The organism is Dorea chungnamensis (genome assembly GCF_039832125.1).
Lineage (GTDB): Bacteria > Bacillota > Clostridia > Lachnospirales > Lachnospiraceae > JAFBIX01.
Genome location: NZ_JBDOHT010000001.1, coordinates 91,716 through 118,507, shown reverse-complemented (window position 1 = coordinate 118,507; position 26,792 = coordinate 91,716). Strand labels below are relative to the sequence as shown.

The following is a 26,792-nucleotide window of genomic DNA, read 5'->3' as shown; positions in this document are numbered from 1 at the left end:
TTTCTAATTCGTTGTCATTTTTATTTTTTGCTTCCGACAGTCACATTAAATTCTATATCAACATAGCCATCTGCGCCCTGGCGAAGCCCTTTAATAATAATCTTATCTCCCTCTGACTTGCGCATCAGTACACTGTGGTAAATGTCATAAGATGTGATCTGGATATCTTCGATACAGGTAATGACATCTCCACTCTGGATTCCTGCCGCCATCGCCGGAGATTCTACTTCTACTTCTTTTACATAGATTCCCTGAGGAACGCCCGCCTCTTCTATTTCATTTGTAACATCGCCGCCCCGGATTCCAATGTAAGGAACAGATTTTCCATTGGACAGGCATTCAATAATATTCTTAATATCAGAAATACCATATCCTGTGATCAATTTTTCATTGCCTTCTTCTGCCATATTCTGATCAATCACTGCAACAACTGCACCATCTCGATTTACCACAAAACCACTGCCATTTTCAATTCCAGTAATATCTGTGCGAAGCAGCTGATAATGTCCATCTGTCAGTTCTGCTCTATCTTCATTAGAAACCACCAGGCCATATCCTACAGCTTCATTTACCCCAAAAGGCCTTCCTGCTGCGATTACCACATCTCCATTCTTCACTACATTAGAGCTTCCCAATGTGGCGGTCTCAATCTGTGTCCAGGTAGTATCCAGAATATCTGCACGATTCACCGCATAGATTCCAAACCCAAGTATACTGTCACTTTTCTTCAGACTCGCAGGATAACTCTGTCCATCACAAAATACAATCTGTAATTTTTCTGCTTCTTCTTCAGGGATCTTTTTTCCAAATACCAGAAGCTCTCTTCCGTTGTCTGCGACTATAAGGCCAGAGATATTATTTCCTGATGCCTCTTTCGATTCTCCCTGACTTTCTGTCCATCCAACAATCTCTACCATGGACTTTCCTGCTTTTACAGAAGCGGCCTTTAATTCTTGCTGCATCTGTCGATAACTGTCATCATTCAGGATCACCGGTTCCGTCTGTTCTTGATCCTGATTTTCTTCTTCCCCTTCCACCTCATCTTCATCCTGTGGAATGGTTACTTCTTGCGGATTGTCCTGAAATCGTTCGTCTAACATCGGTTTAAGCGCAAAAAAGCTAAGACTGGCACAGACTCCGAATACCAGTCCCCACCCGGCTGCACGGAAAAAGAATTTTCGAATACCACCCTGATTCTCTTTGATGGTTTCCTGAAGAAATGAATACTCCTGATTTTCTTCTTTGGGATCTTTCTGCTCCTCCATAGACGCATTTACTCCTTTACAATCCTTCTTATAGTATAGCGTAAGAATAGCGAATGTTCAATATTTATCCTTTTCTTTGTTGCGCAAATAAGGTAGAATAGGTCTAGGTGAATAAGATGAATAAGAAAACTTTAACAAAACTAGAATACAATAAAATAATTGAATTATTAACAGAGCAGGCTTCTTCTTTCAGCGGCAAAGAGCGCTGCCGGAGACTGAAACCCATGACCTCACTGTCAGATATACAGACGGCTCAGGAGCAGACAGCCGCCGCATTTACGCGAATTGTTAAGAAGGGCCGCCTTTCTTTTAGCGGATGTAATCCTGTCAATGATTCCCTGAAGCGTCTGGAGATCGGTGCTGCTCTTGGAAGCGGCGAGTTGCTTCGTATCTGCAAGCTTCTGGAAGCTGCCGGAAGGGCCAAATCTTATGGTCGCCATGAGAATGCAGACGATTTGGAAGATTGTCTGGACACATTTTTCCAGCAATTAGAGCCTGTTTCTATCTTAACAACAGAGATTCGCCGCTGCATTCTGGAAGAAGACGAGATCAGCGATGATGCCAGCAGTACTTTGAAGCATATCCGCCGTTCAATCAACCAGATCAACGACAAAGTCCACGCAACCTTAACCGGACTGGTCAACGGCTCTCTTCGCACTTATCTGCAAGATGCAATCATTACCATGCGTGGAGACCGCTACTGCATCCCTGTAAAAGCAGAGTACCGCAGTCAGGTATCCGGTCTGATCCACGATCAGTCGGCTACCGGCTCTACACTCTTCATCGAGCCAATGGCAGTCGTGAAGCTGAACAACGATTTAAAAGAACTCTATGGAAAGGAACAGGAAGAGATTCAAGTCATCCTGGCACGTCTAAGTGTAGATGCTGCCGAATATATTGAGACCATTCGCACCGACTACTCTGTACTCAGTGAACTGGATTTTATCTTTGCAAGGGGCAGTCTGGCTCTGGATATGAACGCTTCCATGCCCCGGTTCAACACCGAGGGACGTATTCACATCCGCGAAGGTCGCCATCCACTTCTGGATAAAAAGAAGGTTGTACCGATCACCATTACATTGGGCGACGAATTCGACCTCTTGATTGTCACTGGTCCGAACACCGGAGGAAAAACCGTTTCTTTAAAAACGGTAGGTCTATTTACATTGATGGGTCAGGCTGGACTTCATATTCCAGCACTGGACCGTTCGGAACTGGCTGTTTTTGATAACGTATACGCAGATATCGGCGACGAGCAGAGTATTGAGCAGAGCCTGAGTACCTTCTCATCCCATATGACCAATATCGTATCTTTTTTGAAACATGTAGATGAACATTCCCTGGTACTATTCGACGAATTAGGTGCCGGTACAGATCCTACCGAAGGTGCTGCCCTGGCAATCGCCATTTTGAATCATCTACATCAGCGTGGTATCCGTACCATGGCAACGACTCACTATAGTGAATTGAAAGTATTTGCCCTGTCTACACCTGGAGTAGAAAATGCCTGCTGTGAATTTGACTTGGAGACTTTACGCCCGACATACCGCCTCTTGATCGGAATTCCCGGCAAGAGCAATGCATTTGCCATCGCCGGAAAGCTTGGCCTTCCGGACTATATCATCCAGGAAGCTAAGACACATCTGACCGAGCAGGATGAATCCTTCGAAGATCTTCTGACCGATCTGGAGACCAGTAAACGGACCATTCAAAAAGAGCAAGAAGAGATTGCTGCTTACAAGCGTGAATTGGAACGTTTAAAGACGGAGGCAAAGCAAAAGCAAGAAAAACTGGAAGAACAAAAAGAACGTATTCTTCGAGAGGCAAATGAAAAAGCTCATGCAATATTAGCCGACGCCAAAGAAACTGCAGACGAGACCATGCGTAATTTCCGCAAATTCGGCAAAGAGAATATCTCCGTTGCTGAGATGGAAAAAGAACGTGAACGTCTCCGCAAGAAAATGGATTCTACACGTTCCGGCATGAAGCGGGAGACCCCAAAGCCACGCAAGCAGCATAAGCCAAGTGACTTCAAGCTTGGGGAATCCGTCAAAGTCTTAAGTATGAATCTAAACGGGACGGTCACTTCGCTGCCCGATTCGAAGGGAAATGTTACAGTACAGATGGGAATTCTTCGCTCACAGGTTCCTATTTCCGATCTGGAGATCATCGAAGAAGCACCTTCTTACTCAGCCAAAAAGATGCATCAGACCAGCAAAGGCAAGATGAAGATGGGTAAATCTCTTTCCGTAAGTCCAGAGATTAATCTTCTCGGCAAAACAGTAGATGAAGCAGTTGCTGAACTGGATAAATATCTGGATGATGCTTATCTGGCTCATCTTTCATCCGTGCGAGTTGTTCACGGGAAAGGAACCGGCGCATTAAGAGCTGGTATTCACACCTATCTGCGGCGCCAAAAGCATGTAAAGTCTTTCCGGCTCGGTGCATTCGGTGAAGGAGATGCCGGTGTTACAATTGTGGAACTAAAATAAATGACTGGAATAATTCCTGAGGAGGAGTGATAAAGTGAACAAACAAAAAATATTGATCGTAGACGATGATGAAAATATCGCTGAATTGATTTCTCTATATCTTACAAAAGAATGTTTTGATACTATGATGGTGCATGACGGAGAAAAGGCACTGATCGCCTATGAAACTTATCAGCCCAATCTGATTCTGCTGGATCTTATGCTTCCTGGCATTGACGGCTATCAGGTTTGCCGTGAAATCCGCACAAAATCTAATGTTCCAATCATCATGCTGTCTGCCAAAGGTGAAGTCTTCGACAAAGTACTTGGTCTGGAACTTGGAGCAGATGATTACATTATGAAGCCTTTTGATTCCAAAGAAATGGTAGCCCGTGTCAAAGCAGTCTTACGCCGTTATCAACCGATTCAAAAAGCAGATTCTCCAAAAGAAGATAAGGGAAAATGTGTAGAATACCCAGGTATTACGATTAATCTGACCAATTATTCTGTATTAGTAGACGGTGTAACAGTCGACATGCCGCCAAAAGAACTGGAATTACTGTATTTCCTGGCAGCCTCGCCGAATCAGGTCTTCACACGCGAACAATTGTTAGACCAGATCTGGGGATATGAATATATTGGTGACACCCGAACTGTTGACGTTCATATTAAGCGTCTCCGTGAAAAGATCAAAGATCATCCTTCCTGGAGCCTTAGCACGGTCTGGGGAATCGGTTATAAATTTGAAGTAAAATAATTGCATTTTCACAGGTGAGAAAGGAGCCCTATGCGCAGCACATTATATCTAAAATTCATCATTGTTTATATTATATTCGGGTTTCTCAGTCTCTTTACCGTAGCTACTCTGACTTCCAGCCTGATGGAAACTCCTATGCAGAATTACCTGACTTCAACGATGTATACAGAAGCAAACCTGATTGCCAACAATTATCTGTCCTCTTATTTTTCCAATGAACTGGATGGTTCTGAAGTAGCACTTCAACTATCCGGAATCGAGACACAGCTTGATGCAGCCGTATGGTTTGTTGATAAAGAAGGGAATGTTCTTTTCTCTGCGCAGCCTTACGACTACCCAATGTCTCCTTCTGTCATCGAAGATTTTAATCCGGCCGAAAGTGGAAGTTCCCAATCACAGACTGGCGATTACCACGGTTATTTTGACGAAGATGTTATCACCGTCATTGCCCCTGTCGTGTATAACTACTCTCCAAAAGGATATCTGCTCATTCATAAATACGTATCCGACCTGAATGAATTTCAGCACATTCTGCTTCGCGCGACTACGATTACAATGATTGTGATATATTTGCTCTCATTCATGATACTTCTCGCGTTCCAGTTCTTCGTATACCGACCGCTTCGCAAGGTAACAGAAGCCGCCAAGCAATATGCCTCTGGCAATCTGGAATATGAGATTCCGGTAAACACCGAAGACGAGATGGGTTACCTCTCTGCATCATTGAACTATATGTCCTCACAATTAAAGGATATGGAAGATTACCAGAAGAAATTCGTGGCAAATGTTTCCCACGACTTCCGATCTCCACTGACCTCTATCAAAGGATATGTAGAAGCTATGGTCGACGGTACAATTCCATCGGAATTACACGAAAAATATCTGAAAATTATATTATTTGAGACAGAGCGACTGACTGATCTGACCCAGGATCTCCTGACCCTGAACGAATTTGACACTAAGAATCTGCTTCTCAATAAAGAGATATTCGACATCCACGAGATGATTAAAAACGTGGCCGCCTCCTTCGAAGGCACCTGCACACAGAAAAAAATATCCATAGAATTATTATTTGCCACCAAACATCTGAATGTATACGCAGATAAACGCAAAATTCAACAGGTTCTCTATAATCTGATTGACAACGCCATAAAATTCAGCGACCCAGATTCCTCTATTACCATCGAGACTACCCGGCGGGGAGACAAGATCTATACCTCCGTCAAAGACGACGGTATTGGAATTCCAAGGAATTCCCTGAACAAGATCTGGGAGCGCTTTTACAAATCCGACCTCTCCCGCGGCAAAGACAAAAAAGGGACAGGGCTCGGACTCGCCATCGTCAAGGAGGCAATCCAGGCACATGGCGAAAACATCAATGTTATAAGCACAGAAGGAGTGGGAACCGAATTCATCTTCTCACTTCCAAAAGGCTAATTTGGGACGGGGGTTTTTTCATTTTCCTCCGTCCCAAATTAAAATTACCGTGTCCCCTATGAGTCTTCTCCTGCTAATTTCAGGATATCTCCTAATTCTTCTTCTGTAACTCCAAGCCGTTCGGCAACTTCTTCCGCACTGACTTCTCTTCCGAATTCTTCTTTCATATTCTGAATGGTTTCTTCCAGTTCGGACACCCGTTCTACCATCTTCTTATCCTGGCGCTTGGTCTCTGTCTGTGATTCTATCAGCGTCTGTATTCCGGCACGTACTTCTTCCATAACCTTTGCTTCATCTTCTTTTCCTTCTCCAGTCGCGTTTAAGGCCAGCATAAGGCTGATACTTCCTTCCTGAATCATGTCACCTATGAAGATATCTGGATGATGCATCTCTATTGCTTCCTCAATCACCTTCGGAAGATAATAAGCCATACGTACTTCTTCCATATTGTTATCTCGAAGCTGATCAATATCTCTCAGATAATCTTCGATATATGCCTGTTCTTCTTTACTCAAAGCGACTGGCTCTTCTTCCTTCTCTTTTATGGTTCCTCCCTTTTTCACATATCCTAACACCACCATCTTCTGGGACATCAGATATTCACACACCAGATCCATCTGTTCCTGTGAGAGCTGATCATCTTCAAAATACTTTTCCACATCTTCCAGCGCGATCTTTCCGCCCTTGCTCTTGGCCAACTCTAACACACCGCTTAACTTTGCTCTAAATTCTAATTTTCCTGCCATATCTATCTCCTCCACCGCTTCCGCGGATTCTTTTCTTTTCAGAAATATCTTAACATAGTCTCTTTGTTACGTCAAAAAAAGCCAGCCTTGAATTCTACTCAAAACCAGCCCTTTTTACTATCACAACTATATTTATGAATGAAAAATCTCAATTTAAATTATGACTGCCTACGCATTAAGAAAAATATTCCCCCGAAAAGTCCCATAATAATTCCTGCATAAATTGCCGCGCACATAAGTCTGGTAATACATGTGCCTACAACCGTTCCTGTTATCACACAAAATACCAGCCCCAACACCAATGTTCCTATGGTCCAGCAGATAATATTGACCGCCAGAAATGCACCTATCGCAGAATCTTCACCAAATATTTTATTAACAACGTTCCATAATTCTCTCATCACGAATCCTCCTAAAAGCTCACTATCTACTTCTCTTTCAAGTGCATTATAAGAAAAAAATGTTAAGTTCCAAAAATATTCGTGAAAAATTTGTGTAAAATCTATTCTGGTCTAACTCATTTTACAATTACTGTCGGATACCCAGCCCGCTTCAGGCGACGCTCCATATCGGCAGCTTCATTCAAGTTCTCATATCCACCCACCTGGACACGATAATATGGTCCAGAATCGTTAATATAAGCCGGGAATTCCTGCTCCATCAGTTCATCTAATAATCTTTCTGCATAAGTACGATTGCGAAATGCTCCCACCTGGACACGGTAATTATTCTCCTGTATCACACCTGCAAAATTCAGTGTATCCAAAATGCCGGATGCAATTGCCTGTGCGATTTCTTCGAAATTCTCATCAAACAGCCGATTATCTATATCTGAATTAATAAATCCTACTTCCACCAGTACTGCCGGCATCTCTGTCTTACGAAGCACGACCAGATTCGGCCGCGCCTTGACTCCGAGATTCACAAATCCTATCGTCTCTAATTGTTCATTGATCTCCTGCGCCATCTGATATTTCAATCCTGTAAGACTGTATACCAGGCTTTCCACTCCTGACACTTCATTATCTGTTGGAAATGAATTTCGATGAATCGAAATAAAGAAATCCACTCCTGCATTATTAGCCTCCATTGCTTTTTCATATGGAGTCTCATAGACATCCGTTGTTCGCGTGTACTCTACATCAATATCATTATTCTGCAGAATCTCTCCGATTGCCAGTACCAGACGTAGATTATCATCTTTTTCCCGACGCCCATTGTATACAGCCCCAAAATCACGTCCGCCATGGCCTGCATCTAACATAATTGAATAAGGCATATCTTTACACTCCGAAATAATATTCTTCATGTTAAGATATGCCTTAAATTAAAATATGTTAAATATGTATTATCCTACGATTCTGTACTTCTTATCAACTGCATTCAGAAGTTCATGTCCATCTTCTGTTACCAGTACAAGATCTTCTACACGTACACCGTATTTTCCTTCAATGTAGATTCCTGGCTCAATAGAGAAGATCATTCCCGGCTCTGCAACATTTTTATTAATTGGGCTTACATCTCCGTACTCATGGTCTTCCTGTCCGATAAAGTGTCCAAGACGAATCTTCCAGTATTCGCTGTATCCAGCCTCATCGATCAGATCTCTTGCCTGCGCATCGATATCACAGAAACGAACGCCCGGTTTGATCACTGCCTCAGCCTTCTCAACTGCAGTGCGCACCAGATCATGAATTGCTGCCTGTTCATCGTCAACAGATTTGCAGTAGAATGTTCTTGTCATATCTGAGCAGTAGCCCTTCCATACACAACCCATATCGATCAGCACACATTCTCCGGCTTTCAGAGTTCTGGTATCACTCGGTGTATGATGCTGGTCTGCGGCATTTGGACCGAAGCATACGATTGTATCAAAGCTTACTCCGCTTGCTCCAGCTGCAAAGAATTCAGAATCAATATAATCTGCAATTTCCTTCTCTGTCATTCCTTCTTTGATAAATGCTGCTGCTTTTTCCATAACAGAATCATTAATCACAGAAGCTTCTTTCATGATTGCAATCTCTTCTTCATTCTTTACTGCACGGACATCATCTACACAGTCAGATCCCCATACTGTCTTCATATTTGGACAACGCTCCTGAAGCGGAATCAGGAAACGAGCCGGCCATGTCTTATCAATGCCAAGCGTATTTTCTGTATCAATATGCTCCATGAGAACGCCAATCTGGTCATCCATATCACTGAACCATACTTCCTCAAAGCCTGTGTTTGATACATAATACAGATAGTTCAGGAATAACGTATGCTTTCCATTCGTTCTAAGTAACAGCGCATATAGTCTCTCTCCCGGATTTACCATAATTCCCGTCAGGAAACGGATACTCAGTGGATCCGATACGATCAGCTGGGTCAGTCCTTTCTGTTCCATTTTTTCCAATACTCTGCTAATTCTCTCGTTCATTTCAGTTTCTCCTCTTCTATGTGAATATTATTCTATATAAGTATTATTTCTGTGCAAGTTCGTACATAGCTGCTGCCGTAATCTGGATAGAACGTACCAGATTATCAATCACTGCAAACTCATTTGGTGCATGGATTACTTCTTCTTCGCCTGGAAAGATCGGTCCAAATGCCACCATATTATCAAATGATTTTGCATAGGTTCCTCCTCCGATTGCGATTGGCTGTGCATCAGTATCTCCAGTTTCCTCACAATATACCTTTGTCAGCTTCTGAACCAACTCGGAATCCTTCGGAACATATAACAGACTGTGAAGTTCATTTTCCACTTCAAGCCCATAAGCTTCGATATTTTTCGTCACATTTGCAACAACAGTCTCCTCTGAGATGTTCTTTGGATAACGGATATCCAGTGTAAACTGAAGCTCCTGCCCGTCATACTTAATCATTCCAAGATTTACAGTCGTATTGCCGGTCTCCTCATCTTCAGATGCAATTCCAAGAGCAGCGCCATTCGTCTCCCAGCCGACTTTTTCCATGATAAAATCAATCATCTTCTGAAGATCTCCGCCAAAATGATTTCCTTTCAACGCATCAAACAGACGAACCGCTGCATTTTTACCGAGTTCCGGTGTACTTCCGTGAGCGCTGAGACCTTCTGCAGTTACGATTGTTTTTCCGTCTTTTTTCTCGACCTGGATATAATCTTTTTCCTCTACAACGAGATCACCTTCTGCAACGAGCGTACACTTCGGTGTTACAACATTCTTTGCCACACCGCCTTCGATAGACAATACTTTAATTGCAGGTGCTTCTTCGATTTTTTTAGAAATATACCAGAAAGTCTGACCTTTCTCACAGAAAATTGCAGGGAACTGTGCGTCTGGTGTAAATCCAATAGTAGGAAGTTCTCCGCCAACCTTGATATAATGTTCTACACAGGAAGAACCGCACTCTTCATCACATCCGAACAGCACACGGATTCTTCTGTCAAGCGGAAGTCCCAGATCCTTAATTGCTTTCAACGCATAAAATGCTCCAATCGTTGGACCTTTATCATCCTGCACACCGCGTCCGTACATCTTTCCATCTTGTACTTCGCATCCAAGCGGATCATGGCTCCACCCTTCCCCAAGCGGAACAACATCCAGATGTCCCAGAACGCCGACCATCTCTTCGCCTTCACCATACTCAACATAACCTACTCGATTATCAATATTTCCCGTCTTGAATCCCAGCTTTTCTCCAAGTGCCAGGGCATGATCCAAGGCCTGTTTTACTTCCCTTCCGTAAGGTGCATCTGGCTCCGGTTCCCCTTTCACGCTGCAGATTGCAACGCTCTCGCGGATGCTGTCCAACATCTCATCCTTCAATTCAAGGACTTTCTCATTCAGTCTTTCATAACTCATTGTTGTTTTACCTCTCTTCTTGTTATTATCTCAAGTACACTCTTTGCGCACTCAATTTTTGTTATTCATATAAGTCTAATAGCTGGTCAAACTGTTGAATTGTCACACATTCATCTTCTACGTTGCCAAACCCATATGCCGCATACACCATAGGAACCCCTGCTTCCTTACAGGCATCCGCATCTCCTTGTGTATCTCCCACGTATACGGCTTCTTCGATGCCATTTCGCTCCATAATGATCTTAATATTATCAGCCTTTAATCTTCCCGTATCATCAGGACACAGGTGGTCGGCAAAATACTCCTGTAGTCCTGTATTTTCCAAGAAGGCTTCAATATACCCTGCCTGACAATTACTTACAATAAACAGGGGATACTTCTTCGAAAGCTTCTGAATCGTCTCCTTCATATGAGGATATAACTTACAAGGTGCTTTCTTCATCCACTCATTCTCATATCGAAACAATTGTACTGTAAGGCTTGCTCTCTCCTCGTCACTTAACTCTGGAAAAGTATTCTTAATGACCACATCCATCGGTTTACCAAATTCTCTTACCAACGTCTCTACTTCCAGCGTGACATCCAGATTGGTTTGTTCACAGACCGCTCTTTTCCATGACTTTACTACTTCTTCCGTAGAATCCCACAACGTTCCATCCAGATCAAATATTATTCCGTCCATATCAACATCTCACCTGTCTGCTATTTTTCTTCAATAGCCATAATCATATTGACTCTGTCCTGATGGCGTCCACCCTGGAATTCTGCATTCAACCACTCATCAATAATCATCTTCGCCATCTCGACACCGATCACTCTTGCACCGAACGCCAGAATGTTCGTGTTATTGTGTTGTCTGGACAATTTCGCAGAATATGGCTCGCTACATACAACCGCACGAATACCCTTCACTTTATTCGCCGCAAGTGAAATTCCCACTCCGGTTCCACAGATCAATATTCCAAGATCCACTTCTCCTGCAACCACAGCTCTCGCCACTTTCTCTCCATATATCGGATAATGACAACTCTCTGTAGTATCCGTTCCATAATTCACAACTTCATATCCCAACTCCTGCAGATATTTTACTACTTCCTGTTTCATTTCCACTGCTGAATGATCATTACCAATTCCAATTTTCATTGCATTGTCTCCAATCTTTTTATTTTCTTTCTATATTATAATAGCTGTCCTAAGGAATATCAACGGTTTTGAAAAAAGGGACACGGCAAATTGAATCTGGGACGGGGGAAAACGAAAAAACCCCCGTCCCAGATTCAATTTACCGTGTCCCTTTTTATTTATCCGCCTGAAGACATGTAATTGCTACTACCCCAACAATGTCTTCTGCGACGCACCCTCTTGACAGGTCGTTCACCGGTCTTCGAAGGCCTTGTGTGATTGGTCCATAGGCTTCGGCCTTTGCCAATCGTTGTACTAATTTATAACCAATATTCCCGCTATTTAAGTCAGGGAATACAAGGACATTTGCATTGCCTGCCACATTGCTTCCCTTACTCTTCATCTGTCCGACTTTTTCATCTACGGCTGCATCCAGCTGTAATTCACCATCTATCTTAAGATTCGGATATTTTTCTTTTACCCTTTTAGCGGCGGAAATGATTGGTTCTAATCTCTTGTTCTTGGCACTTCCTTTGGTAGAATAGGACAACATTGCCACAATTGGCTCCTGTTCTGTAATCTGTTCAAAACTTTTTGCCGATGACACTGCGATATCCATAAGCTGTTCCTCATCTGGGAATTCTACCAGACCAGAATCAGCAAACAGGAACACACCATCATTGCCATATTTACAATCGGGAACCACCATAAGGAAATACGCGGATACTGTCTTGATTCCGTCTGCAGTTTTCACAATCTGAAGTGCAGGGCGCAAGGTATCTCCGGTTGAATGACATGCACCTGCCACCATTCCGTCTACCCTCTTCTCTCGTACAAGCATTGCTCCATAATACAGGGGATCTTTTAAAAGTTCCTCTGCTTTTTCTCTTGTCATTCCCTTTTTCTTCCTCAGTTCGCACAACGCTTCTACAAACACCGGAAAATCTGCACTGTTTTTATAATCCAACACTTCTATATTGGATTGCTCAATTTTTTCCTGGTTCGGCATCTTTCTTCCATTATCAGATAATAATAGAATTCGTGCGATTCCTTCCTGTGCAATCTTTACAGCTGCTTCTGTTACTCTTTCGTCATAACTTTCCGGAAGAACAATCAAGCAATTTTTTTTCGCTGCACGTGCCTTCACTTGTTCTATGAAACTCACTTTGTTACCTCCACCCAAAGATTATTTATTCAAAACACCTTCTGTAGTTTCAATTGTATCGATAATCGCAACTACAGTTCGATCTATAGGTCCCAAATGATCACAACGCGCCGCAAGTCTCGCGGAACCTCCTTCTTGAATAATCAAAACATAGTCCCCAATTCCCGCATCTGCATCTGCTCCATCGCAAACAACCATTTCATTACCATATAATTCTCCATTTAGGTCAACCGCACGAACAATTAACAGTTTCTGACCTTTATAATCATCATGCAGTTTTACTTCCTTACGTTATGGAATACAATTCTTCAGAATGTAAAGAACGATATACTGCTATCGCAGCAGCATTAGGAGTCGACACTGTAAATCTGACCTGTGATCAGGCCTCCGAAAAGGCAATCCAATTCATCAAAGAGCTTTCTTCTGATATTGGAATTCCATCACTAAAATCTCTCGGTTTTAGGCCAGAAGATACGATTACATTATCCTTGAATGCTACCAATGATACTTGTATCTCTGATAATCCGAAAGAGGCATCTGTCACAGATATTAAATCTATCTTTTTAAACGCTTATAATAGTTAATAGTGTATCCTCCATGCAGAAAAGATGTCATGACTTTTCTGCACACAAAGTCGGCAAAGAGGCTGTCACATCCATTGATGTGCAGCCTCTCTGTCGTATTATATCTATTCTTTCTCTAATAACAATTGGCGTAGTTTCTCAATTTCGCGGTTCTTTTCTTCCAGTTCCTTATCCTTTTCTGTCAGTTCCTTATCCTTTTCTGTCAGTTCCTTATCCTTTTCTGTCAGTTCCTTATCCTTTTCTATCAGTTCCTTACCTTTTTCTGTTAACTCTTTATTTTTCTCCGTTAGTTCTTCATTTGTCTCCATCAATTTCTGTTGAACATTCAGCAGCTCTTGCAGATTGTCTTCCAACTCCTGTCTCATTTCCTCAATCATGTACTTTGTCGTATTTTCATCTAGCACTTTCAACGCCTCTGAAAACATCCGTATCGCCTCCTTTGGGTGATATCGAAAGTATACAATCTCTCGATACATTTCTTTGAACTTTAGATCACTGGCTAATACTTTTCGAATATGTTCTGGCTTATCTGATCCAATAAAATATAGCCATGTCTCTAACTCACTCATCTTATCTTCTTTCTTTTTATTATCTTCTATATCTAAAAAAATATCAAGCGATACAAAATAAAATTCTGATAACAACTCCAGTTGTAAACCAGTATCGAATTTCCAGGTCCCATGATGAACATAATCATTTTTATATTCTTTGAATTCTTTACTGCTATGTTCCATGATAACGATCGTATAAGATTTTTTCATATCACGATAGTCGAATTTCTCGCCCCGGATACTTTTTTCATGTTCATACTGGCGCATAATCATATCTGCTGCATAACATGCTGCTCTCTGTCCTGGAAAGAGATATCCGATTTTCTGAATTTCTACATTTACTAATTCTCCTTCATCTGTCTCTGCAAGAATATCCATTATTAAGAGAGAACCTTTTTCTGATATTCTACAATGTTCTTTGGGAAGCGCTCTTTTTACTCTGAGTTTTTTCCCCACAATACAACTTATAAAATCTGATAACCGCTCTGGATGTGTCTCTACATCAAATATCTTTTTAAAAAAAGAATCGTAAGTCATCATTACTCCTCTGATACCCATACAAAATTGCACAAAATGTTCTTGAAAATCTTCATTTAAATCAAGAAATTCTGCATATACTGTATGGTTATTTCTGATTTCGTGCATCACCTGTTCTCGGGTCTTTAAATCCCCGAATACGCCTACTTGTCCTGTTGTTTTACTCATAAACATCCTCCTACTTGTTTTTTAATTTTCATTGGAAATTCTTTGATCTAAAGTTCCGAAAATAAGATGCCTTACGGCGAGAAATAACTAGATATCTGAGAAATATCTTAAGTAGTGATACTATAACACAGCCATTTTTTCCTGTAAATAGAAAAGCATTGATTTTTTCAGCGACATAGATATAATAAAAATGGTTCTAAAATAACAGTTTTACTTTACAAGGAGAGAATAATATGATCAAACTAATTGCCAGTGACGTAGATGGAACCCTATTAAAAGAGGAGAGTCAGAATCTGAATCCTAATATCTATGACATTATACGCCAATTAAAAGAAATGGATATACATTTTATTGCTGCCAGCGGCCGACAATACTATAATTTACGAAATATCTTCGCTCCGGTTCAGGACGATATTTCCTATATTGCAGAAAATGGTTCTTTATGCATCTCTGATGGCAAGGTTATTTCCAGAGGATTAATCGATCGAGAACTTGGACTACGAATCTTTCGGGCAATAAAAGAATACGGCAATTGCCACTGTCTTCTTCCCTGTGAATCTACTTGTTATGTCGAATCAACATCAACTGCATTTATCGATCACGTCAAAAATGGCTTATGTTATAATACATGCGTCGTTGATGACTTATCTCAGATCCAGGAACCTTTTCTAAAAATTGCCGTCTGTGACTATAATGGAACAGATGATATCTGGACATATTGCCGAGATTTATTTTCTGATGAAATTAAGGTTGTTACTTCTGGTTATACTTGGATTGATTTCATTGCTCCAAATGCCAACAAGGGATCTGCACTTGCAGAACTTGCCCGCCACTTTAATGTAAAACCAGAAGAATGTATGGCGTTCGGAGATCAATATAATGACGCTGAGATGTTACAGTTTGCCGGTATCAGTTATGCAATGAACACCGGAGCACCGGGAATATCTGATTTTGCAACATATACTACTGATTCTGTGGAAAAAGTGTTGTACGGTTTATTAGACAAACTCATACACGGAAATCAATAATTCCACTTATTAAAAAAACTCTATGCGAATGATTTTATCAATCTGCATAGAGTTTTATTTTTCTTTATATCTTCAATTAAGCTTCTTTTTTCTGGTTAGCCATTGTCTTAATACCATCTACTGCAAGAATCACTGCAAGAATCATTAACAATGCAGCAAGGATTGCACGTACATAACACCAAGTAACGCCTTCTACTCCTGCTGCAATACCAGCGAAGTTAGACTTCAATGTGAAGAACAGAGAAGTAAGTGTTACGATAAGCATAAATGCCATTGGGAACAAGAACATCTTGTTGTTCTTTCCTGCTTTTCCAAGCCATGTTGCAACTGCAAGTAATCCAAGTGCTGCAAGCAGCTGGTTAGAAGCACCGAACAGAGGCCAGATATTTGCATATCCTGTAAGTCCAAGACCAATTCCAAGTACAACTGTAATCAGTGTTGCTACGAATGGGTTTGTAAGAACTTTCTTATATCCAGTTACATCTTTGTAGGTCTGTCCAGGCTCAAGCCAGAATTCCTGGAACATATAACGAGCAAGACGCGTTGCTGTATCCAGGGATGTCAGACAGAATACAGATACAGTAAGGACTAACAGCGTGTAAGCAATCTTTTCTGTTCCTGCAAGTCCTGGAATAGAACCAAGCATCTTAGAGATACCTGTTGCAAATACTACGGTAGGAGTAACGGTCTCACCTGATGCATAATTAGCCCAGATATAACCTACTGCACACAGAGAAATGATTGCAAGTGCACATTCGATCAACATACCACCGTATGCAATTGGCTGTGCATCTTTCTCGTTGTTCAGCTGCTTTGCTGTTGTACCAGATCCAACCAGTGAGTGGAAACCGGAGATTGCACCACAGGCGATTGTTACGAACAATGCCGGGAACATATATCCCAGAGAGCTTCCTGTCGGAGCAACGGTATCTACAAATCCTGTGAATGCCGGAATATCCATATGCGCGCCGCCAGTCAGACCACAGCCGATGATACCAACAACTGCAACTATCATCATGAAGTAAAGCAAGAATGAGCTCAGATAATCACGTGGCTGAAGCAGAATCCATACTGGTGCAACAGATGCAACAAGAATATAGATACCTACAATAATCATCCATGCTTTGTTGCTTAAGTAGATTGGATGCCAGTTTAATCCGATTGCCATACAGATAACGATTGCTGCTACACCAATGATTGTAGATAATCCAAGTCCGGCATTACGACGGTATACCAGAAAACCAAATGCAATCGCAATCAGGATAAACAGAATAGAGATCATAGCAGTTGTTGCATTTGCTGCACTTGCCGCATAATCAACAGCTCCGCTCTCTGTATAAGTTGCCATAAATGTATTTGCTACGATAGAGCCAAAAGCAGCTACTACCAGGATCAGTGTAAGGTAAGAGAAGATAATAAATAACTTCTTTGCTTTAGAACCCATTGTGTCGGCAATAACTTCACCGATTGACTGACCTTTGTGACGGATAGATGCGAATAATGCACCAAAGTCATGAACTGCACCGAAGAATATACCTCCGATCAATACCCACAGAAGTACCGGAACCCATCCGAATACTGCTGCCTGAATAGGTCCATTGATAGGACCTGCTCCTGCGATAGATGAGAAATGATGTCCCATTAATACAGGTGCTTTTGCCGGAACGTAATCCACGCCGTCTTCTTCTGTGTGTGAAGGCGTTTCTCTTGATGGATCGATTCCCCATTGTTTTGCAAGCCATTTGCCGTATGTAAGATAAGCAACGACAAGGATTGCAATGCCAATTACTAATACTGCAATACCATTCATTTTAATTCCTCCTCATTCCTTTATTATGACTATAATGGTTTTGTCTATATGCCAATAAGGTCAGATGACTCCAGCCTTACTATAGCCTTTTACCAGATCCTTGGCAGCACGATTGCCAAAGATTTTTTTATTCTTCAGATCGAAGACGAGCAGCCTCACTTCACTGTAACCTCGAATCGTAAAGCGATAATTCTTCACATAACTGAATCGTTTCACCATCTTCTTGACTTCGTCTGTAACCCCATCCTCTGCGATGAAAATTCCTGTCATATAAGTATACATATGATCTTTTTCCGGACATTTTTTTCCGCCACGTACTAATTGTGGTTCTATGTAAGAAATAACCTGCTCACGATATCTCTCTATATCTTCAACGTTCAATTGGTCAAGAACCCGGAAAAACACATGTTCAAAACAATTCGCCCGCCACAATTCTGCCTTCTTAACAAGGACATATTTTGCGCTGGTCACATTGAAGCTCGCATGTGCATCATATATATCCCCATTGATATCATAGGCTTTTTCTATATCATAGCTTGACTGATAAGATTTCAGTAATCTCTCTAATAGATCTTCACCTGTCATATATATCGGTCTCCTTTGGCCTTATATCACTTTACTCTGCTAAATTCTTCTTTCAAAACAGTATTCATATTACCACTTCTTTCGACAAATTGCAATACTTTTGGAGCGCACTCTGTAATTTTTTTGATAATCAAAAGATTAAATGGATGTCAGTATTGACATATTGGGAAATGAAAAGGGAGGAGCATATGCTCCTCCACAGATTTTACCTTATTCCTTTTTAATCATCTCTATCGTTCGTCAATTTTAACTTATCCAAAATATAGAACACAAGACTCAAAATCATACCTACTACACATGCCAGTACCATACCTGTCAGCTGTACATTTCCAAACTGTACGGCTATTCCAGAAAGGCCCGTTACAAATACAACCGATGTAAGGATCAGATTTCTGGATTTTCCATAATCTACCTGAGAATCTACCAGGATACGAATACCGGATGCTCCGATCATACCATACAGTAAGAAAGAGATTCCTCCAATTACCGGTCCCGGAATAGTCTGGATCAGTGCCGATAATTTACCTACAAATGAACAGACAATGGACAATACAGCTGCACCTGCTATGACTCTTACACTGTATACCTTAGTAACTGCCATAACTCCAATATTTTCTCCATATGTCGTAGTCGGTACAGAACCGATCAGACCTGAGATCATTGTAGAGAGGTTGTCCCCCAGAAGGGAGCGGTGAAGTCCTGGATCCTTTAGCAAGTCTTTTCCGACAATCTTACTAGTCACCACCTGATGTCCAATATGTTCTGATGCAATAACCAGAATAACCGGCAGGATGATCAGAATTGCTTCTAAGTTGAATTTCGGAGTCTGGAAATTCGGAAGTTCAAAAAGAGCTGCATTTGCTACTTCGGTAAAATCTACCATTCCACAGCAAAGCGCCGCTACATAACCTGCGATAACCGCAATCAGAATCGGAATAACCGATAAAAACCCCCGGAATAAAATATTTCCAAAGATTGCTACTCCCAAGGTTACCATAAATACAATAACATTACCGGAACTGATCTTTTCATCTAATAACCCCGCATTGCTGGCCGCACTGCTTGATAATTCCAGACCGATCAACGCTACTACCGGTCCCATAGCCGCCGGTGGAAGTACAATATCAATCCAATCAGAGCCGAATTTATAGATGATCAACGCCAGAATACATCCACAAAAACCTACAACAACAAAGCCTCCCAATGCATACTGATATCCCATCTCACTGATAACAATTCCTGCAGGCGCAAGGAATGCAAAACTTGATCCCAGATATGCCGGCGCTTTTCCTTTTGTAATGGCAATGAATAACAACGTACCCACACCATTCATGAACAATACAATTGCCGGATTGATGCCAAATAAAAATGGTACCAGTACAGATGCCCCAAACATTGCAAACATATGCTGAATACTAAGGGGTATTAATAATTGAACCGGTACCTTGTCTTCGATCTGGATGATCTTCCTACTTTCCATCATGTTTCCTCCTCATCACATTTCCTTTTTTCAGTTCATTTTACACTTCTACTATTCTAACATAATGTTACTCTGAAGGAAACAAAAAAAGGTAAAAAGGGGACGTAGTATTTTTGAAAAATACTACGTCCCCTTTTGACTTAATACAGTTCTTTTACAGTTGGATAAATCTTTCTGAACTTCTGATAACGTTCTTCGTATTTTGCAACTAATTCCGGTTCTGGCTCTACTGTATCCACTACTTTTACAATCTTCTTAGCAATAGTCTCTACATCTGGATATTCGCCGCAGCCTACTGCTGCCAGCATAGCACCTCCGAGTGCCGGGCCTTCTTCACTTTCGATGACATCCACTTTCAGATTCATGATATTGGCGATCATCTTCTTCCAGAGAGGGCTCTTTGCACCGCCGCCGCAGATCTTGGTACGTTCAATCTTAATGCCAAGACTTCTTGCAACTTCCAGAGAATCGCGAAGACCGAAAGCAACACCTTCTAGCACTGCCTGGGTCATATCTTCTCTGGTGGTGTCCATAGACATTCCGATAAACATTGCTCTTGCATCTGGATTGTTGTGTGGAGAACGCTCTCCCATCAGGTATGGAAGATAGAATACGTTGTTTTCACCCAATTTTGTAATTCCTGCCTGCTCTGCTGCGAAATCCTTTGTCTTCAGGATCTCTTCATTCCACCATTTATTGCAGGATGCAGCACTTAACATACATCCCATAAGGTGATAGTTACCATCTGCATGGGCAAATGAATGTAAAGCGTTATTCTCATCTACACCAAAGTTCTTGCTGGAAATAAAGATAGTTCCGGAGGTTCCAAGAGAAATATTACACATTCCATCTCCAACAGTTCCAGTACCTACTGCTGCCGCTGCATTATCTCCTGCTCCGGCAATAACCTTTACATCTGTGGAAAATCCTAACTCTGCTGCAATCTCAGGTTTCAGAGTTCCTACGACTTCATAACTTTCATATAATTTTGGAAGTTGCTCTTCTGTGATGCCGCAGATATCAATCATTTCTTTCGACCAGCAACGATTCTTCACATCCATAAGAAGCATACCTGATGCATCTGATACATCCGTGCAAAAGGAACCTGACAACTTATATGCAAGATAATCTTTCGGAAGCATGATCTTACTGATCTTTGCAAAATTCTCCGGTTCGTGTTTCTTCATCCATAGGATCTTCGGAGCTGTGAATCCTGCAAATGCAATATTGGCGGTATACTCAGACAACTTATCCTTACCGATCACTTCGTTCAGATAATTCGTCTCTTCACCTGTTCTTCCGTCATTCCACAGAATAGCCGGACGGATGACATTGTCATCCTCGTCCAATGCTACCAATCCGTGCATCTGTCCGCCAAAACTGATTCCTGCAACTTCTTCTTTATTGCATTCTGCAGTCAGTTCTTTGATTCCTTCTATAGATTGTGCAAACCAATCCTCTGGTTTTTGCTCAGACCAGCCTGGATGTGGGAAGAATAACGGATATTCTTTTGAAACAATTTTCTTAATATTTCCATCTCCATCCATCAGCAACAGTTTCACTGCTGACGTTCCGAGATCTACTCCGATATACAACATACGATTTCCTCCTATATCCTTCTGTGATTATCTCCAAGGATTCTCTGTTGGGTATCTTACGCCTGCCGGCTGATTGTATCCAATCTCTTCTACTGGAACACCGATATATTTGAATACTTCAAATAATGCTTTTCCGAAATGTCCAAATGCAACTGCTCCGTGATGTGGGAATCCTCCTTCGATCAGTACGTGGCGGTAGAATCTTCCCATCTCTGGAATTGCGAATACACCAATTGCTCCGAAAGAACGTGTTGCAACTGGAAGCACTTCACCATGAGCAATGTAAGCACGGAGTTTATTATCTGCTGTGCTCTGCAGACGGAAGAATGTAATATTTCCTGGCTTGATATCTCCTTCCAGAGTTCCCTGTGTTACTTCTTCTGGAAGTGCTCTTGCCATGATCATCTGGTACTTCATTTCGCAGAAAGATAATTTGCTGGATGCTGTATTTCCACAGTGGAATCCCATAAATGTATCCTGAAGTGTGTAGTCATATTTTCCTTTGATATCTTCTTCGTACATATCCTTTGGTACACTGTTGTTGATATCAAGAAGTGTTACAGTATCATTACTTACTACAGTTCCGATGAACTCACTTAATGCACCATAAATGTCAACTTCGCAAGATACTGGAATTCCCTGTGCAGTCAGACGGCTGTTTACATAGCATGGAACGAATCCAAACTGTGTCTGGAATGCAGGCCAGCATTTTCCAGCAATTGCAACGTATTTGCGATATCCTCTGTGATCCTCAACCCAATCTTTCAATGTCAGCTCATACTGAGCAAGTTTTGCAAGGATTTCCGGTTTCTTATTTCCAGCGCCAAGTTCTTCTTCCATCTCTTTTACAACTGCAGGGATTCTCTCGTCTCCGGCATGTTTATTAAATGCTTCGAACAGATCAAGCTCAGAGTTCTCTTCAATCTCAACGCCCAGGTTGTAAAGCTGTTTGATTGGAGCATTACATGCTAAGAAGTTCAGCGGTCTTGGTCCAAAGCTGATGATCTTAAGATTGCTTAAACCTACGATTGCTTTTGCAATTGGTACAAATTCATGAATCATATCTGCACAATCCTCAGCATCTCCTACTGGATATTCTGGGATGTATGCTTTGATATTACGAAGCTGTAAGTTATAACTTGCATTCAGCATTCCGCAGTATGCATCTCCACGTCCCTGAACCAGGTTATTTCCGGATTCCTCTGCTGCTGCAATGAACATCTTTGGTCCGTCAAAATGTTTTGCAAGTAATGTCTCAGAGATCTCTGGTCCGAAGTTTCCAAGATATACAACTAATGCGTTACATCCTGCTGCTTTGATATCTTCTAAAGCCTGTACCATGTGAATTTCACTCTCTACGATACAGATTGGGCACTCATAGATTCCTTCTGAACCATATTTTTCTGTATAAGCTTTCATCAAATTCTGTCTTCTTGTTACAGAAAGACTCTCTGGGAAACAGTCACGGCTTACTGCTACAACTCCGATTTTTAATTCTGGCATGTTATTCATAATAATTACGCTCCTTTACCTTTTTTATTTTTTAATTTTTTTGTTTCTGCTTTTATTCTCTGATAATCTTCTACAGTGTGATGTTCTCGCCTTTTAATCCGTTGAAGGCACCTTCAATCTTGGCATCTTCATGGGCGATGAGCCACTTATTTCTTGCAGTGATCAACTTATCTTCTCCATCTTTGCCAGGCGTGAAATTCAATTCAAGATTTGTATCCCTTGGCAATACAACTACACAACGGAATCCGTCTTCTCCTGCTGAACATGGTGCATAATGAAGAGTTGTTGCATATAATTCAACTGCTGTACCTGCCGGCACATAGAACGCCTCAATCTTTGCAGTGTCATATGTAAAATCAGCTTCAATATCCTGCTGTCTTCCGATCAAAAGAATCAAATCGTTTACAGCAATATCTACTTCTGAAGAACGATGATATTCAACTGCATTCAACTTCTTATTATTGCCATTGCAGTACCCAATCTGAATTGGCAATCCGCCATATGCGCTCTCAGTCAGATCCTTTGCCACAGCCAGCGCTTCCAGCCCCTCCACAGACGGAACATAGATTACTTCGTCCATCGGACATGGAGTATGTTCCATTTCCTTCAAAAGCCCAGAAAAATCATACCCCTCCAGTACCTTTCCATAGACACCAAAAGATGCATCTGTTACCTTCCGAATCTCCATACTATCTCTCCTCTTTTCTTTGTTTATTTTCCTCATGTTTCTTAATGTCATTTTATCAACTTTTTTTTGATCTTACAACCAAATAATTAGCCTGTTTATGGCAAATTCTTGCCTTTTTTGAGGTAGAAAGTGTAAAATGGGGACGTAGTACTTTGTAAAAGTACTACGTCCCCATTTTACACTTTCTAAACTCACTTGGCAGCATGCCATATTTCGCCTGAAATACTTTTGCGAATGCTTTGCTGTTAGCGAATCCGTTGTTGAATGCAATCTCTCCGATTGTGATCTCTGTATTCATCAAATCCTTTGTCGCGTGTTCTAGCCTGATATTGTCCAGACATGTCTTATAATTGGTCTTGGCGTATTTCTGGAACATTCTTGACAGATATGTCGGAGAATATCCGAAGGTTTTTGCCAGGCTTTCCAGTGATAATTCTTTTTTATAGTTTTCTTTCATATAACTTGTGATTGCGGATAGTTTGTTAAGGTTTTTATTGTGACGTATTAAGTCTTCATTCACTTCTGTTTTTCGGTATTTTGTCACCAGAAGATAGACCAGCATATAGAACTGGCTCTGTACTTTTAGCTCATACCCGCATTTTTTCTCTTGATAGGCAAGATACATTTCTCGGATCAACCGCATGACTTCTTCATCCTGAAGCCTGGAGCTATGGGAGAAATATATGAAGCGTTCATCGGTGTAATATTTCTCAAAGGTAGCAAGTGGTATCTGAAGAACGACTGTCTGGTTCTTTTTCGGTGACAGGATAGAGTGAATCTCATTGGAATTGACCAGCATGAATTCTCCGGGCTGCAGGGGATAACGAATTTCGTTAATGTAGAATTCCAGTTCTCCTTCAAACAGCGCGAATATCTCTACAGATCTATGCCAGTGTTTCTGGCGCACGTAATTACCATCTTTTCCTTCGAACAAAAACATTTTAAAAGGGATATCATCATTGGGCATGATAATTTCATGTGTATATTCCAATTTGCACGCCTCCTTTCTTATATCCATTCGGTGGATCCCATAACTTCTACTGCTTTACCACCACATATATTAGCATACTGTGCACAGTCTTTCAGATTCTGTCCTTCGGAAAGAGCATAGATAAATCCAGCCGCAAAACTGTCTCCTGCGCCTGTGGTATCCACACATTTCACGCCTTCTGCTGCTGGAATCCACATTTTCTCCTGCGCTGTTCTGATATAACATCCTCTTGCACCGCATTTAATAACTGCATGTTTTACTCCAACATTCAAAAGCACCTCTGCCGATTCTTCTACTGATTTTTGCCCAGTCAGAAGCAGCGCTTCTTCATCGTTTGGAAATAGATAATCCACATATCTAAGCGCTGATTCCATCTCTTTTGCCGTCTCATGATTCTTGCATTTTGTCATATCTACGCATAGAATCTTATTCTGCTTTTTCACTTGTGCAAATAAAATCTCTAATTCTCTCGTTCTTATTTCTGGGAAAACAAATAAACTGGCAAAACATACAATCTTCGCACTTTCTGGAAACGGCACAGGAATATCTTCCAACCGAAGCTTCCGAAGACTTCCATGAGGATTCGTCAAAAAGCTACGTCTTCCATCCTCTTCCACCAGAACCACATTAATTCCTGTCGATAATCCTTCCCTTACACTATCAGCTCTTAACAGAATTCCCTGTTCCCGACAATGATCTAGTATCAACTTTCCCGCTTTATCTTTTCCAATTACAGTCTCCAGGCCCACACTTTTACCCATTTTAGCCAGGATGGTCGCTTCATTTAGTGCATCTGCCCCTACAGACATCCGAATATCTTCTGCATTATAAGATCCTACGCGGAAAACGTCCACACCAACCGGTCGTACAAGTATATCCAGAATCGCAGCTCCAATTATAAGAATTTCCGGATTTATTTCTCCCCTAATGTTACATTTATCCATACAATTTGCACCTCTTTATTCTATTCATAATTATATCTTCTATCCTATATGAATTCAATTGCAGCTTTCCAGAAAATATCCTATAATCTTGTTAGGAAGCAATATGCATTAGGAGGGAAAACATATGGAAAGTACATTACACATTGTATATCGGGAACAGAGCTTGAGGATGCAAAAAAGATTGTAGATTTCTACAATTACGTTGGTGGAGAAACGACATTCTTGAGTTTTGAAAAGGATGAATATCCTATGGATGAGGCTGGTCAGAAAGAAGACATTCTGTCTACAAAAGAACAGCCAGCCAGCATCATGATTCTTGCAATGGATGGGGATGAAATCGCCGAAATTGGAACCATTCATTCAGGAAATAAGATAAAGGCCCGTCATCAAGGAGAACTTGGCATCGTTGTTGCGAAGAAATACCAGGCAAAAGGAATCGGAAGCGAAATTATCCGTCAGTTGATTGATTTCTGTAAAGGAAATGGAATTACCACCAGAATTCAGTTAGACACACGCTGTGATAACGAAGTGGCTGTAAAATTATACGAAAGATTCGGTTTTGAAATTGAGGGACGTTTAAAGAATACTACCCTGATCAATGGCGAATATTTCGATCTGTATGTTATGGGGTTGATGTTATAAACTCAAAAGCGGCTGATGCGATAAACATCAGTCGCTTTCATTAACTATAAAAATCAAAGCATGCTAAGTAATTGTTCAAAACTTCCGTGGGGATAAGCCGTAATATCCTTCTTCTGTGTATTGATCAGGCAATCTGTAAGCAAAAAGGCTTGCATTCCCAGTGCCTCTACGACCATGTCCTCTCCCACATCATTTCCTACCATAAGACACTCCTCTGGTCTACAATTGATTCGCTTCAAAATATCACGATAATAATCCAGATTTGGTTTGCAATAGGATGTATTTTCATAAGTAGTGTATAGATCAAACTCTGACGGTTCAAGCCCTGCCCATCGAATTCTGCTTTCTGTTGCTATGGATGGAAACAGCGGATTGGTAGCAAGTACCACTCGGTATCCCTTATCTTTCAACAAACGGACGGTCTCTGCAGCTTTTGGATTAAATCCGCAAAATGAACGGGCATCCTGAAATTCATTCTTATAGAAGTCTTCAAAAACAGGCTTGTCTGCAAGGACCTTATCCCCATATATTTCAACAAATCTCTTCCAGAAAGCATCTTCATTCAATTGGCTGCCATCATTTTTAATCATAGCTTTTATTCCTGCTAAGATCGCATTGATCAACTGTTGTGGTTCATAGCCATAAGGAGCAAGTTTTGCAGCAAGCATCTTAAAATATCCATTTACGAACTTCTCCTGATCCATCGGAAGTAAAGTTCCATCCAAATCAAATAAAATAGTATTTATATCCAAAATTATTCTCCCTTTGATAAAAAACCCCAGAAGTCGAAACTTCTGGGGTTAAATTACTTATCAATTATGATAACAAGCTATGATTACTCGATGATTGTAGCAACACGGCCTGATCCAACTGTTCTACCA

General features: G+C 41.2%; 26 protein-coding genes. 6 read left to right on the top strand and 20 right to left on the bottom strand.

Annotated features, from left to right (window positions below; genetic code table 11):
• Positions 1-20: 20 nt before the first annotated feature.
• Positions 21-1,265, bottom strand: a complete 1,245-nt coding sequence (locus ABE613_RS00615; RefSeq protein WP_347375348.1) for a S1C family serine protease — start codon at positions 1,263-1,265, stop codon at positions 21-23.
• Positions 1,266-1,381: 116 nt separating this feature from the next.
• Between ABE613_RS00615 and ABE613_RS00610 the strand changes: the two genes are divergently transcribed.
• The 3 genes from ABE613_RS00610 to ABE613_RS00600 are packed head-to-tail and all read left to right on the top strand — an operon-like array spanning position 1,382 to position 5,930.
• Positions 1,382-3,757: an endonuclease MutS2 gene (locus ABE613_RS00610; protein ID WP_235231668.1), complete on the top strand. Its 2,376-nt coding sequence runs from the start codon at positions 1,382-1,384 to the stop codon at positions 3,755-3,757.
• Positions 3,758-3,791: 34 nt separating this feature from the next.
• Complete coding sequence (locus ABE613_RS00605; RefSeq protein WP_235231666.1) at positions 3,792-4,493, top strand: response regulator; 702 nt, start codon at positions 3,792-3,794, stop codon at positions 4,491-4,493.
• A gap of 30 nt (positions 4,494-4,523) precedes the next feature.
• Positions 4,524-5,930 (top strand): sensor histidine kinase, encoded by a 1,407-nt coding sequence (locus ABE613_RS00600; RefSeq protein WP_347375347.1) that lies wholly within the window; start codon positions 4,524-4,526, stop codon positions 5,928-5,930.
• A 56-nt stretch (positions 5,931-5,986) separates the two neighbouring features.
• Here the strand turns inward: ABE613_RS00600 and ABE613_RS00595 are convergent, their stop codons facing one another.
• The 9 genes from ABE613_RS00595 to ABE613_RS00555 form a co-directional block, all read right to left on the bottom strand.
• Positions 5,987-6,676 (bottom strand): sigma-70 domain-containing protein, encoded by a 690-nt coding sequence (locus ABE613_RS00595; protein WP_347375346.1) that lies wholly within the window; start codon positions 6,674-6,676, stop codon positions 5,987-5,989.
• A 158-nt stretch (positions 6,677-6,834) separates the two neighbouring features.
• Positions 6,835-7,077 carry a hypothetical protein gene (locus ABE613_RS00590; RefSeq protein WP_235231661.1) on the bottom strand — a complete coding sequence of 81 codons (243 nt, stop codon included), beginning with the start codon at positions 7,075-7,077 and terminating at the stop codon, positions 6,835-6,837.
• 116 nt (positions 7,078-7,193) lie between these two features.
• Positions 7,194-7,955, bottom strand: coding sequence for an N-acetylmuramoyl-L-alanine amidase (locus ABE613_RS00585; RefSeq protein WP_347375345.1), 762 nt, complete (start codon positions 7,953-7,955; stop codon positions 7,194-7,196).
• 69 nt (positions 7,956-8,024) lie between these two features.
• Positions 8,025-9,098: a M24 family metallopeptidase gene (locus ABE613_RS00580; protein ID WP_347375344.1), complete on the bottom strand. Its 1,074-nt coding sequence runs from the start codon at positions 9,096-9,098 to the stop codon at positions 8,025-8,027.
• 43 nt (positions 9,099-9,141) lie between these two features.
• Entirely contained in the window at positions 9,142-10,506 is a 1,365-nt protein-coding gene (gene pepV, locus ABE613_RS00575) for a dipeptidase PepV (RefSeq protein ID WP_347375343.1), read from the bottom strand.
• A 61-nt stretch (positions 10,507-10,567) separates the two neighbouring features.
• Positions 10,568-11,188 (bottom strand): HAD family hydrolase, encoded by a 621-nt coding sequence (locus tag ABE613_RS00570; RefSeq protein ID WP_347375342.1) that lies wholly within the window; start codon positions 11,186-11,188, stop codon positions 10,568-10,570.
• A 20-nt stretch (positions 11,189-11,208) separates the two neighbouring features.
• Entirely contained in the window at positions 11,209-11,649 is a 441-nt protein-coding gene (gene rpiB, locus ABE613_RS00565; RefSeq protein WP_347375341.1) for a ribose 5-phosphate isomerase B, read from the bottom strand.
• Between the two features lie 154 nt (positions 11,650-11,803).
• A complete protein-coding gene (gene pta / locus ABE613_RS00560; protein ID WP_347375340.1) occupies positions 11,804-12,793 on the bottom strand; it encodes a phosphate acetyltransferase in 990 nt (329 codons plus the stop codon).
• A 21-nt stretch (positions 12,794-12,814) separates the two neighbouring features.
• Positions 12,815-13,069: a EutN/CcmL family microcompartment protein gene (locus tag ABE613_RS00555; RefSeq protein WP_347375467.1), complete on the bottom strand. Its 255-nt coding sequence runs from the start codon at positions 13,067-13,069 to the stop codon at positions 12,815-12,817.
• Here ABE613_RS00555 and ABE613_RS00550 point away from each other — a divergent pair.
• Entirely contained in the window at positions 12,964-13,377 is a 414-nt protein-coding gene (locus ABE613_RS00550; protein ID WP_347375466.1) for a dehydroquinate synthase/iron-containing alcohol dehydrogenase family protein, read from the top strand. The genes ABE613_RS00555 and ABE613_RS00550 overlap by 106 nt on opposite strands.
• A gap of 104 nt (positions 13,378-13,481) precedes the next feature.
• On the opposite strand, the gene ABE613_RS00545 is transcribed toward ABE613_RS00550, so the two are convergent.
• A complete protein-coding gene (locus ABE613_RS00545; protein WP_347375339.1) occupies positions 13,482-14,633 on the bottom strand; it encodes a PD-(D/E)XK nuclease family transposase in 1,152 nt (383 codons plus the stop codon).
• Positions 14,634-14,866: 233 nt separating this feature from the next.
• Here ABE613_RS00545 and ABE613_RS00540 point away from each other — a divergent pair, with 233 nt between their 5' ends.
• Entirely contained in the window at positions 14,867-15,661 is a 795-nt protein-coding gene (locus tag ABE613_RS00540; protein WP_347375338.1) for an HAD family hydrolase, read from the top strand.
• A gap of 76 nt (positions 15,662-15,737) precedes the next feature.
• On the opposite strand, the gene ABE613_RS00535 is transcribed toward ABE613_RS00540, so the two are convergent.
• The 8 genes from ABE613_RS00535 to ABE613_RS00500 form a co-directional block, all read right to left on the bottom strand.
• Entirely contained in the window at positions 15,738-17,471 is a 1,734-nt protein-coding gene (locus ABE613_RS00535; protein ID WP_347375337.1) for a carbon starvation CstA family protein, read from the bottom strand.
• Between the two features lie 60 nt (positions 17,472-17,531).
• A complete protein-coding gene (locus ABE613_RS00530) occupies positions 17,532-18,056 on the bottom strand; it encodes a DUF8052 family protein (RefSeq protein ID WP_347375336.1) in 525 nt (174 codons plus the stop codon).
• Positions 18,057-18,276: 220 nt separating this feature from the next.
• Positions 18,277-19,536, bottom strand: a complete 1,260-nt coding sequence (uraA, locus tag ABE613_RS00525) for a uracil permease (protein ID WP_347375465.1) — start codon at positions 19,534-19,536, stop codon at positions 18,277-18,279.
• Between the two features lie 140 nt (positions 19,537-19,676).
• Positions 19,677-21,134, bottom strand: coding sequence for a xylulokinase (gene xylB, locus ABE613_RS00520; RefSeq protein ID WP_347375335.1), 1,458 nt, complete (start codon positions 21,132-21,134; stop codon positions 19,677-19,679).
• A 27-nt stretch (positions 21,135-21,161) separates the two neighbouring features.
• Positions 21,162-22,646 (bottom strand): L-fucose/L-arabinose isomerase family protein, encoded by a 1,485-nt coding sequence (locus tag ABE613_RS00515; RefSeq protein ID WP_235231619.1) that lies wholly within the window; start codon positions 22,644-22,646, stop codon positions 21,162-21,164.
• A 70-nt stretch (positions 22,647-22,716) separates the two neighbouring features.
• Positions 22,717-23,334: a DUF4867 family protein gene (locus ABE613_RS00510; RefSeq protein ID WP_347375334.1), complete on the bottom strand. Its 618-nt coding sequence runs from the start codon at positions 23,332-23,334 to the stop codon at positions 22,717-22,719.
• A gap of 163 nt (positions 23,335-23,497) precedes the next feature.
• A complete protein-coding gene (locus tag ABE613_RS00505) occupies positions 23,498-24,325 on the bottom strand; it encodes an AraC family transcriptional regulator (RefSeq protein WP_347375333.1) in 828 nt (275 codons plus the stop codon).
• Between the two features lie 17 nt (positions 24,326-24,342).
• Complete coding sequence (locus ABE613_RS00500) at positions 24,343-25,269, bottom strand: carbohydrate kinase family protein (RefSeq protein ID WP_347375332.1); 927 nt, start codon at positions 25,267-25,269, stop codon at positions 24,343-24,345.
• Positions 25,270-25,404: 135 nt separating this feature from the next.
• Here ABE613_RS00500 and ABE613_RS00495 point away from each other — a divergent pair, with 135 nt between their 5' ends.
• Positions 25,405-25,911, top strand: a complete 507-nt coding sequence (locus tag ABE613_RS00495) for a GNAT family N-acetyltransferase (RefSeq protein WP_328282585.1) — start codon at positions 25,405-25,407, stop codon at positions 25,909-25,911.
• 53 nt (positions 25,912-25,964) lie between these two features.
• On the opposite strand, the gene ABE613_RS00490 is transcribed toward ABE613_RS00495, so the two are convergent.
• Entirely contained in the window at positions 25,965-26,663 is a 699-nt protein-coding gene (locus ABE613_RS00490; RefSeq protein ID WP_235231615.1) for an HAD family hydrolase, read from the bottom strand.
• Between the last annotated feature and the right edge of the window lie 129 nt (positions 26,664-26,792).

Coding starts and splice junctions, on each gene's coding strand:
- ABE613_RS00615 (WP_347375348.1), bottom strand. CDS start 1,265: ATGGAGGAGCAGAAAGATCCCAAAGAAGAAAATCAGGAGTATTCATTT.
- ABE613_RS00610 (WP_235231668.1), top strand. CDS start 1,382: ATGAATAAGAAAACTTTAACAAAACTAGAATACAATAAAATAATTGAA.
- ABE613_RS00600 (WP_347375347.1), top strand. CDS start 4,524: ATGCGCAGCACATTATATCTAAAATTCATCATTGTTTATATTATATTC.
- ABE613_RS00595 (WP_347375346.1), bottom strand. CDS start 6,676: ATGGCAGGAAAATTAGAATTTAGAGCAAAGTTAAGCGGTGTGTTAGAG.
- ABE613_RS00590 (WP_235231661.1), bottom strand. CDS start 7,077: ATGAGAGAATTATGGAACGTTGTTAATAAAATATTTGGTGAAGATTCT.
- ABE613_RS00585 (WP_347375345.1), bottom strand. CDS start 7,955: ATGCCTTATTCAATTATGTTAGATGCAGGCCATGGCGGACGTGATTTT.
- ABE613_RS00580 (WP_347375344.1), bottom strand. CDS start 9,098: ATGAACGAGAGAATTAGCAGAGTATTGGAAAAAATGGAACAGAAAGGA.
- pepV (WP_347375343.1), bottom strand. CDS start 10,506: ATGAGTTATGAAAGACTGAATGAGAAAGTCCTTGAATTGAAGGATGAG.
- ABE613_RS00570 (WP_347375342.1), bottom strand. CDS start 11,188: ATGGACGGAATAATATTTGATCTGGATGGAACGTTGTGGGATTCTACG.
- rpiB (WP_347375341.1), bottom strand. CDS start 11,649: ATGAAAATTGGAATTGGTAATGATCATTCAGCAGTGGAAATGAAACAG.
- ABE613_RS00545 (WP_347375339.1), bottom strand. CDS start 14,633: ATGAGTAAAACAACAGGACAAGTAGGCGTATTCGGGGATTTAAAGACC.
- ABE613_RS00540 (WP_347375338.1), top strand. CDS start 14,867: ATGATCAAACTAATTGCCAGTGACGTAGATGGAACCCTATTAAAAGAG.
- ABE613_RS00535 (WP_347375337.1), bottom strand. CDS start 17,471: ATGAATGGTATTGCAGTATTAGTAATTGGCATTGCAATCCTTGTCGTT.
- ABE613_RS00530 (WP_347375336.1), bottom strand. CDS start 18,056: ATGACAGGTGAAGATCTATTAGAGAGATTACTGAAATCTTATCAGTCA.
- uraA (WP_347375465.1), bottom strand. CDS start 19,536: ATGGAAAGTAGGAAGATCATCCAGATCGAAGACAAGGTACCGGTTCAA.
- xylB (WP_347375335.1), bottom strand. CDS start 21,134: ATGTTGTATATCGGAGTAGATCTCGGAACGTCAGCAGTGAAACTGTTG.
- ABE613_RS00515 (WP_235231619.1), bottom strand. CDS start 22,646: ATGAATAACATGCCAGAATTAAAAATCGGAGTTGTAGCAGTAAGCCGT.
- ABE613_RS00510 (WP_347375334.1), bottom strand. CDS start 23,334: ATGGAGATTCGGAAGGTAACAGATGCATCTTTTGGTGTCTATGGAAAG.
- ABE613_RS00500 (WP_347375332.1), bottom strand. CDS start 25,269: ATGGATAAATGTAACATTAGGGGAGAAATAAATCCGGAAATTCTTATA.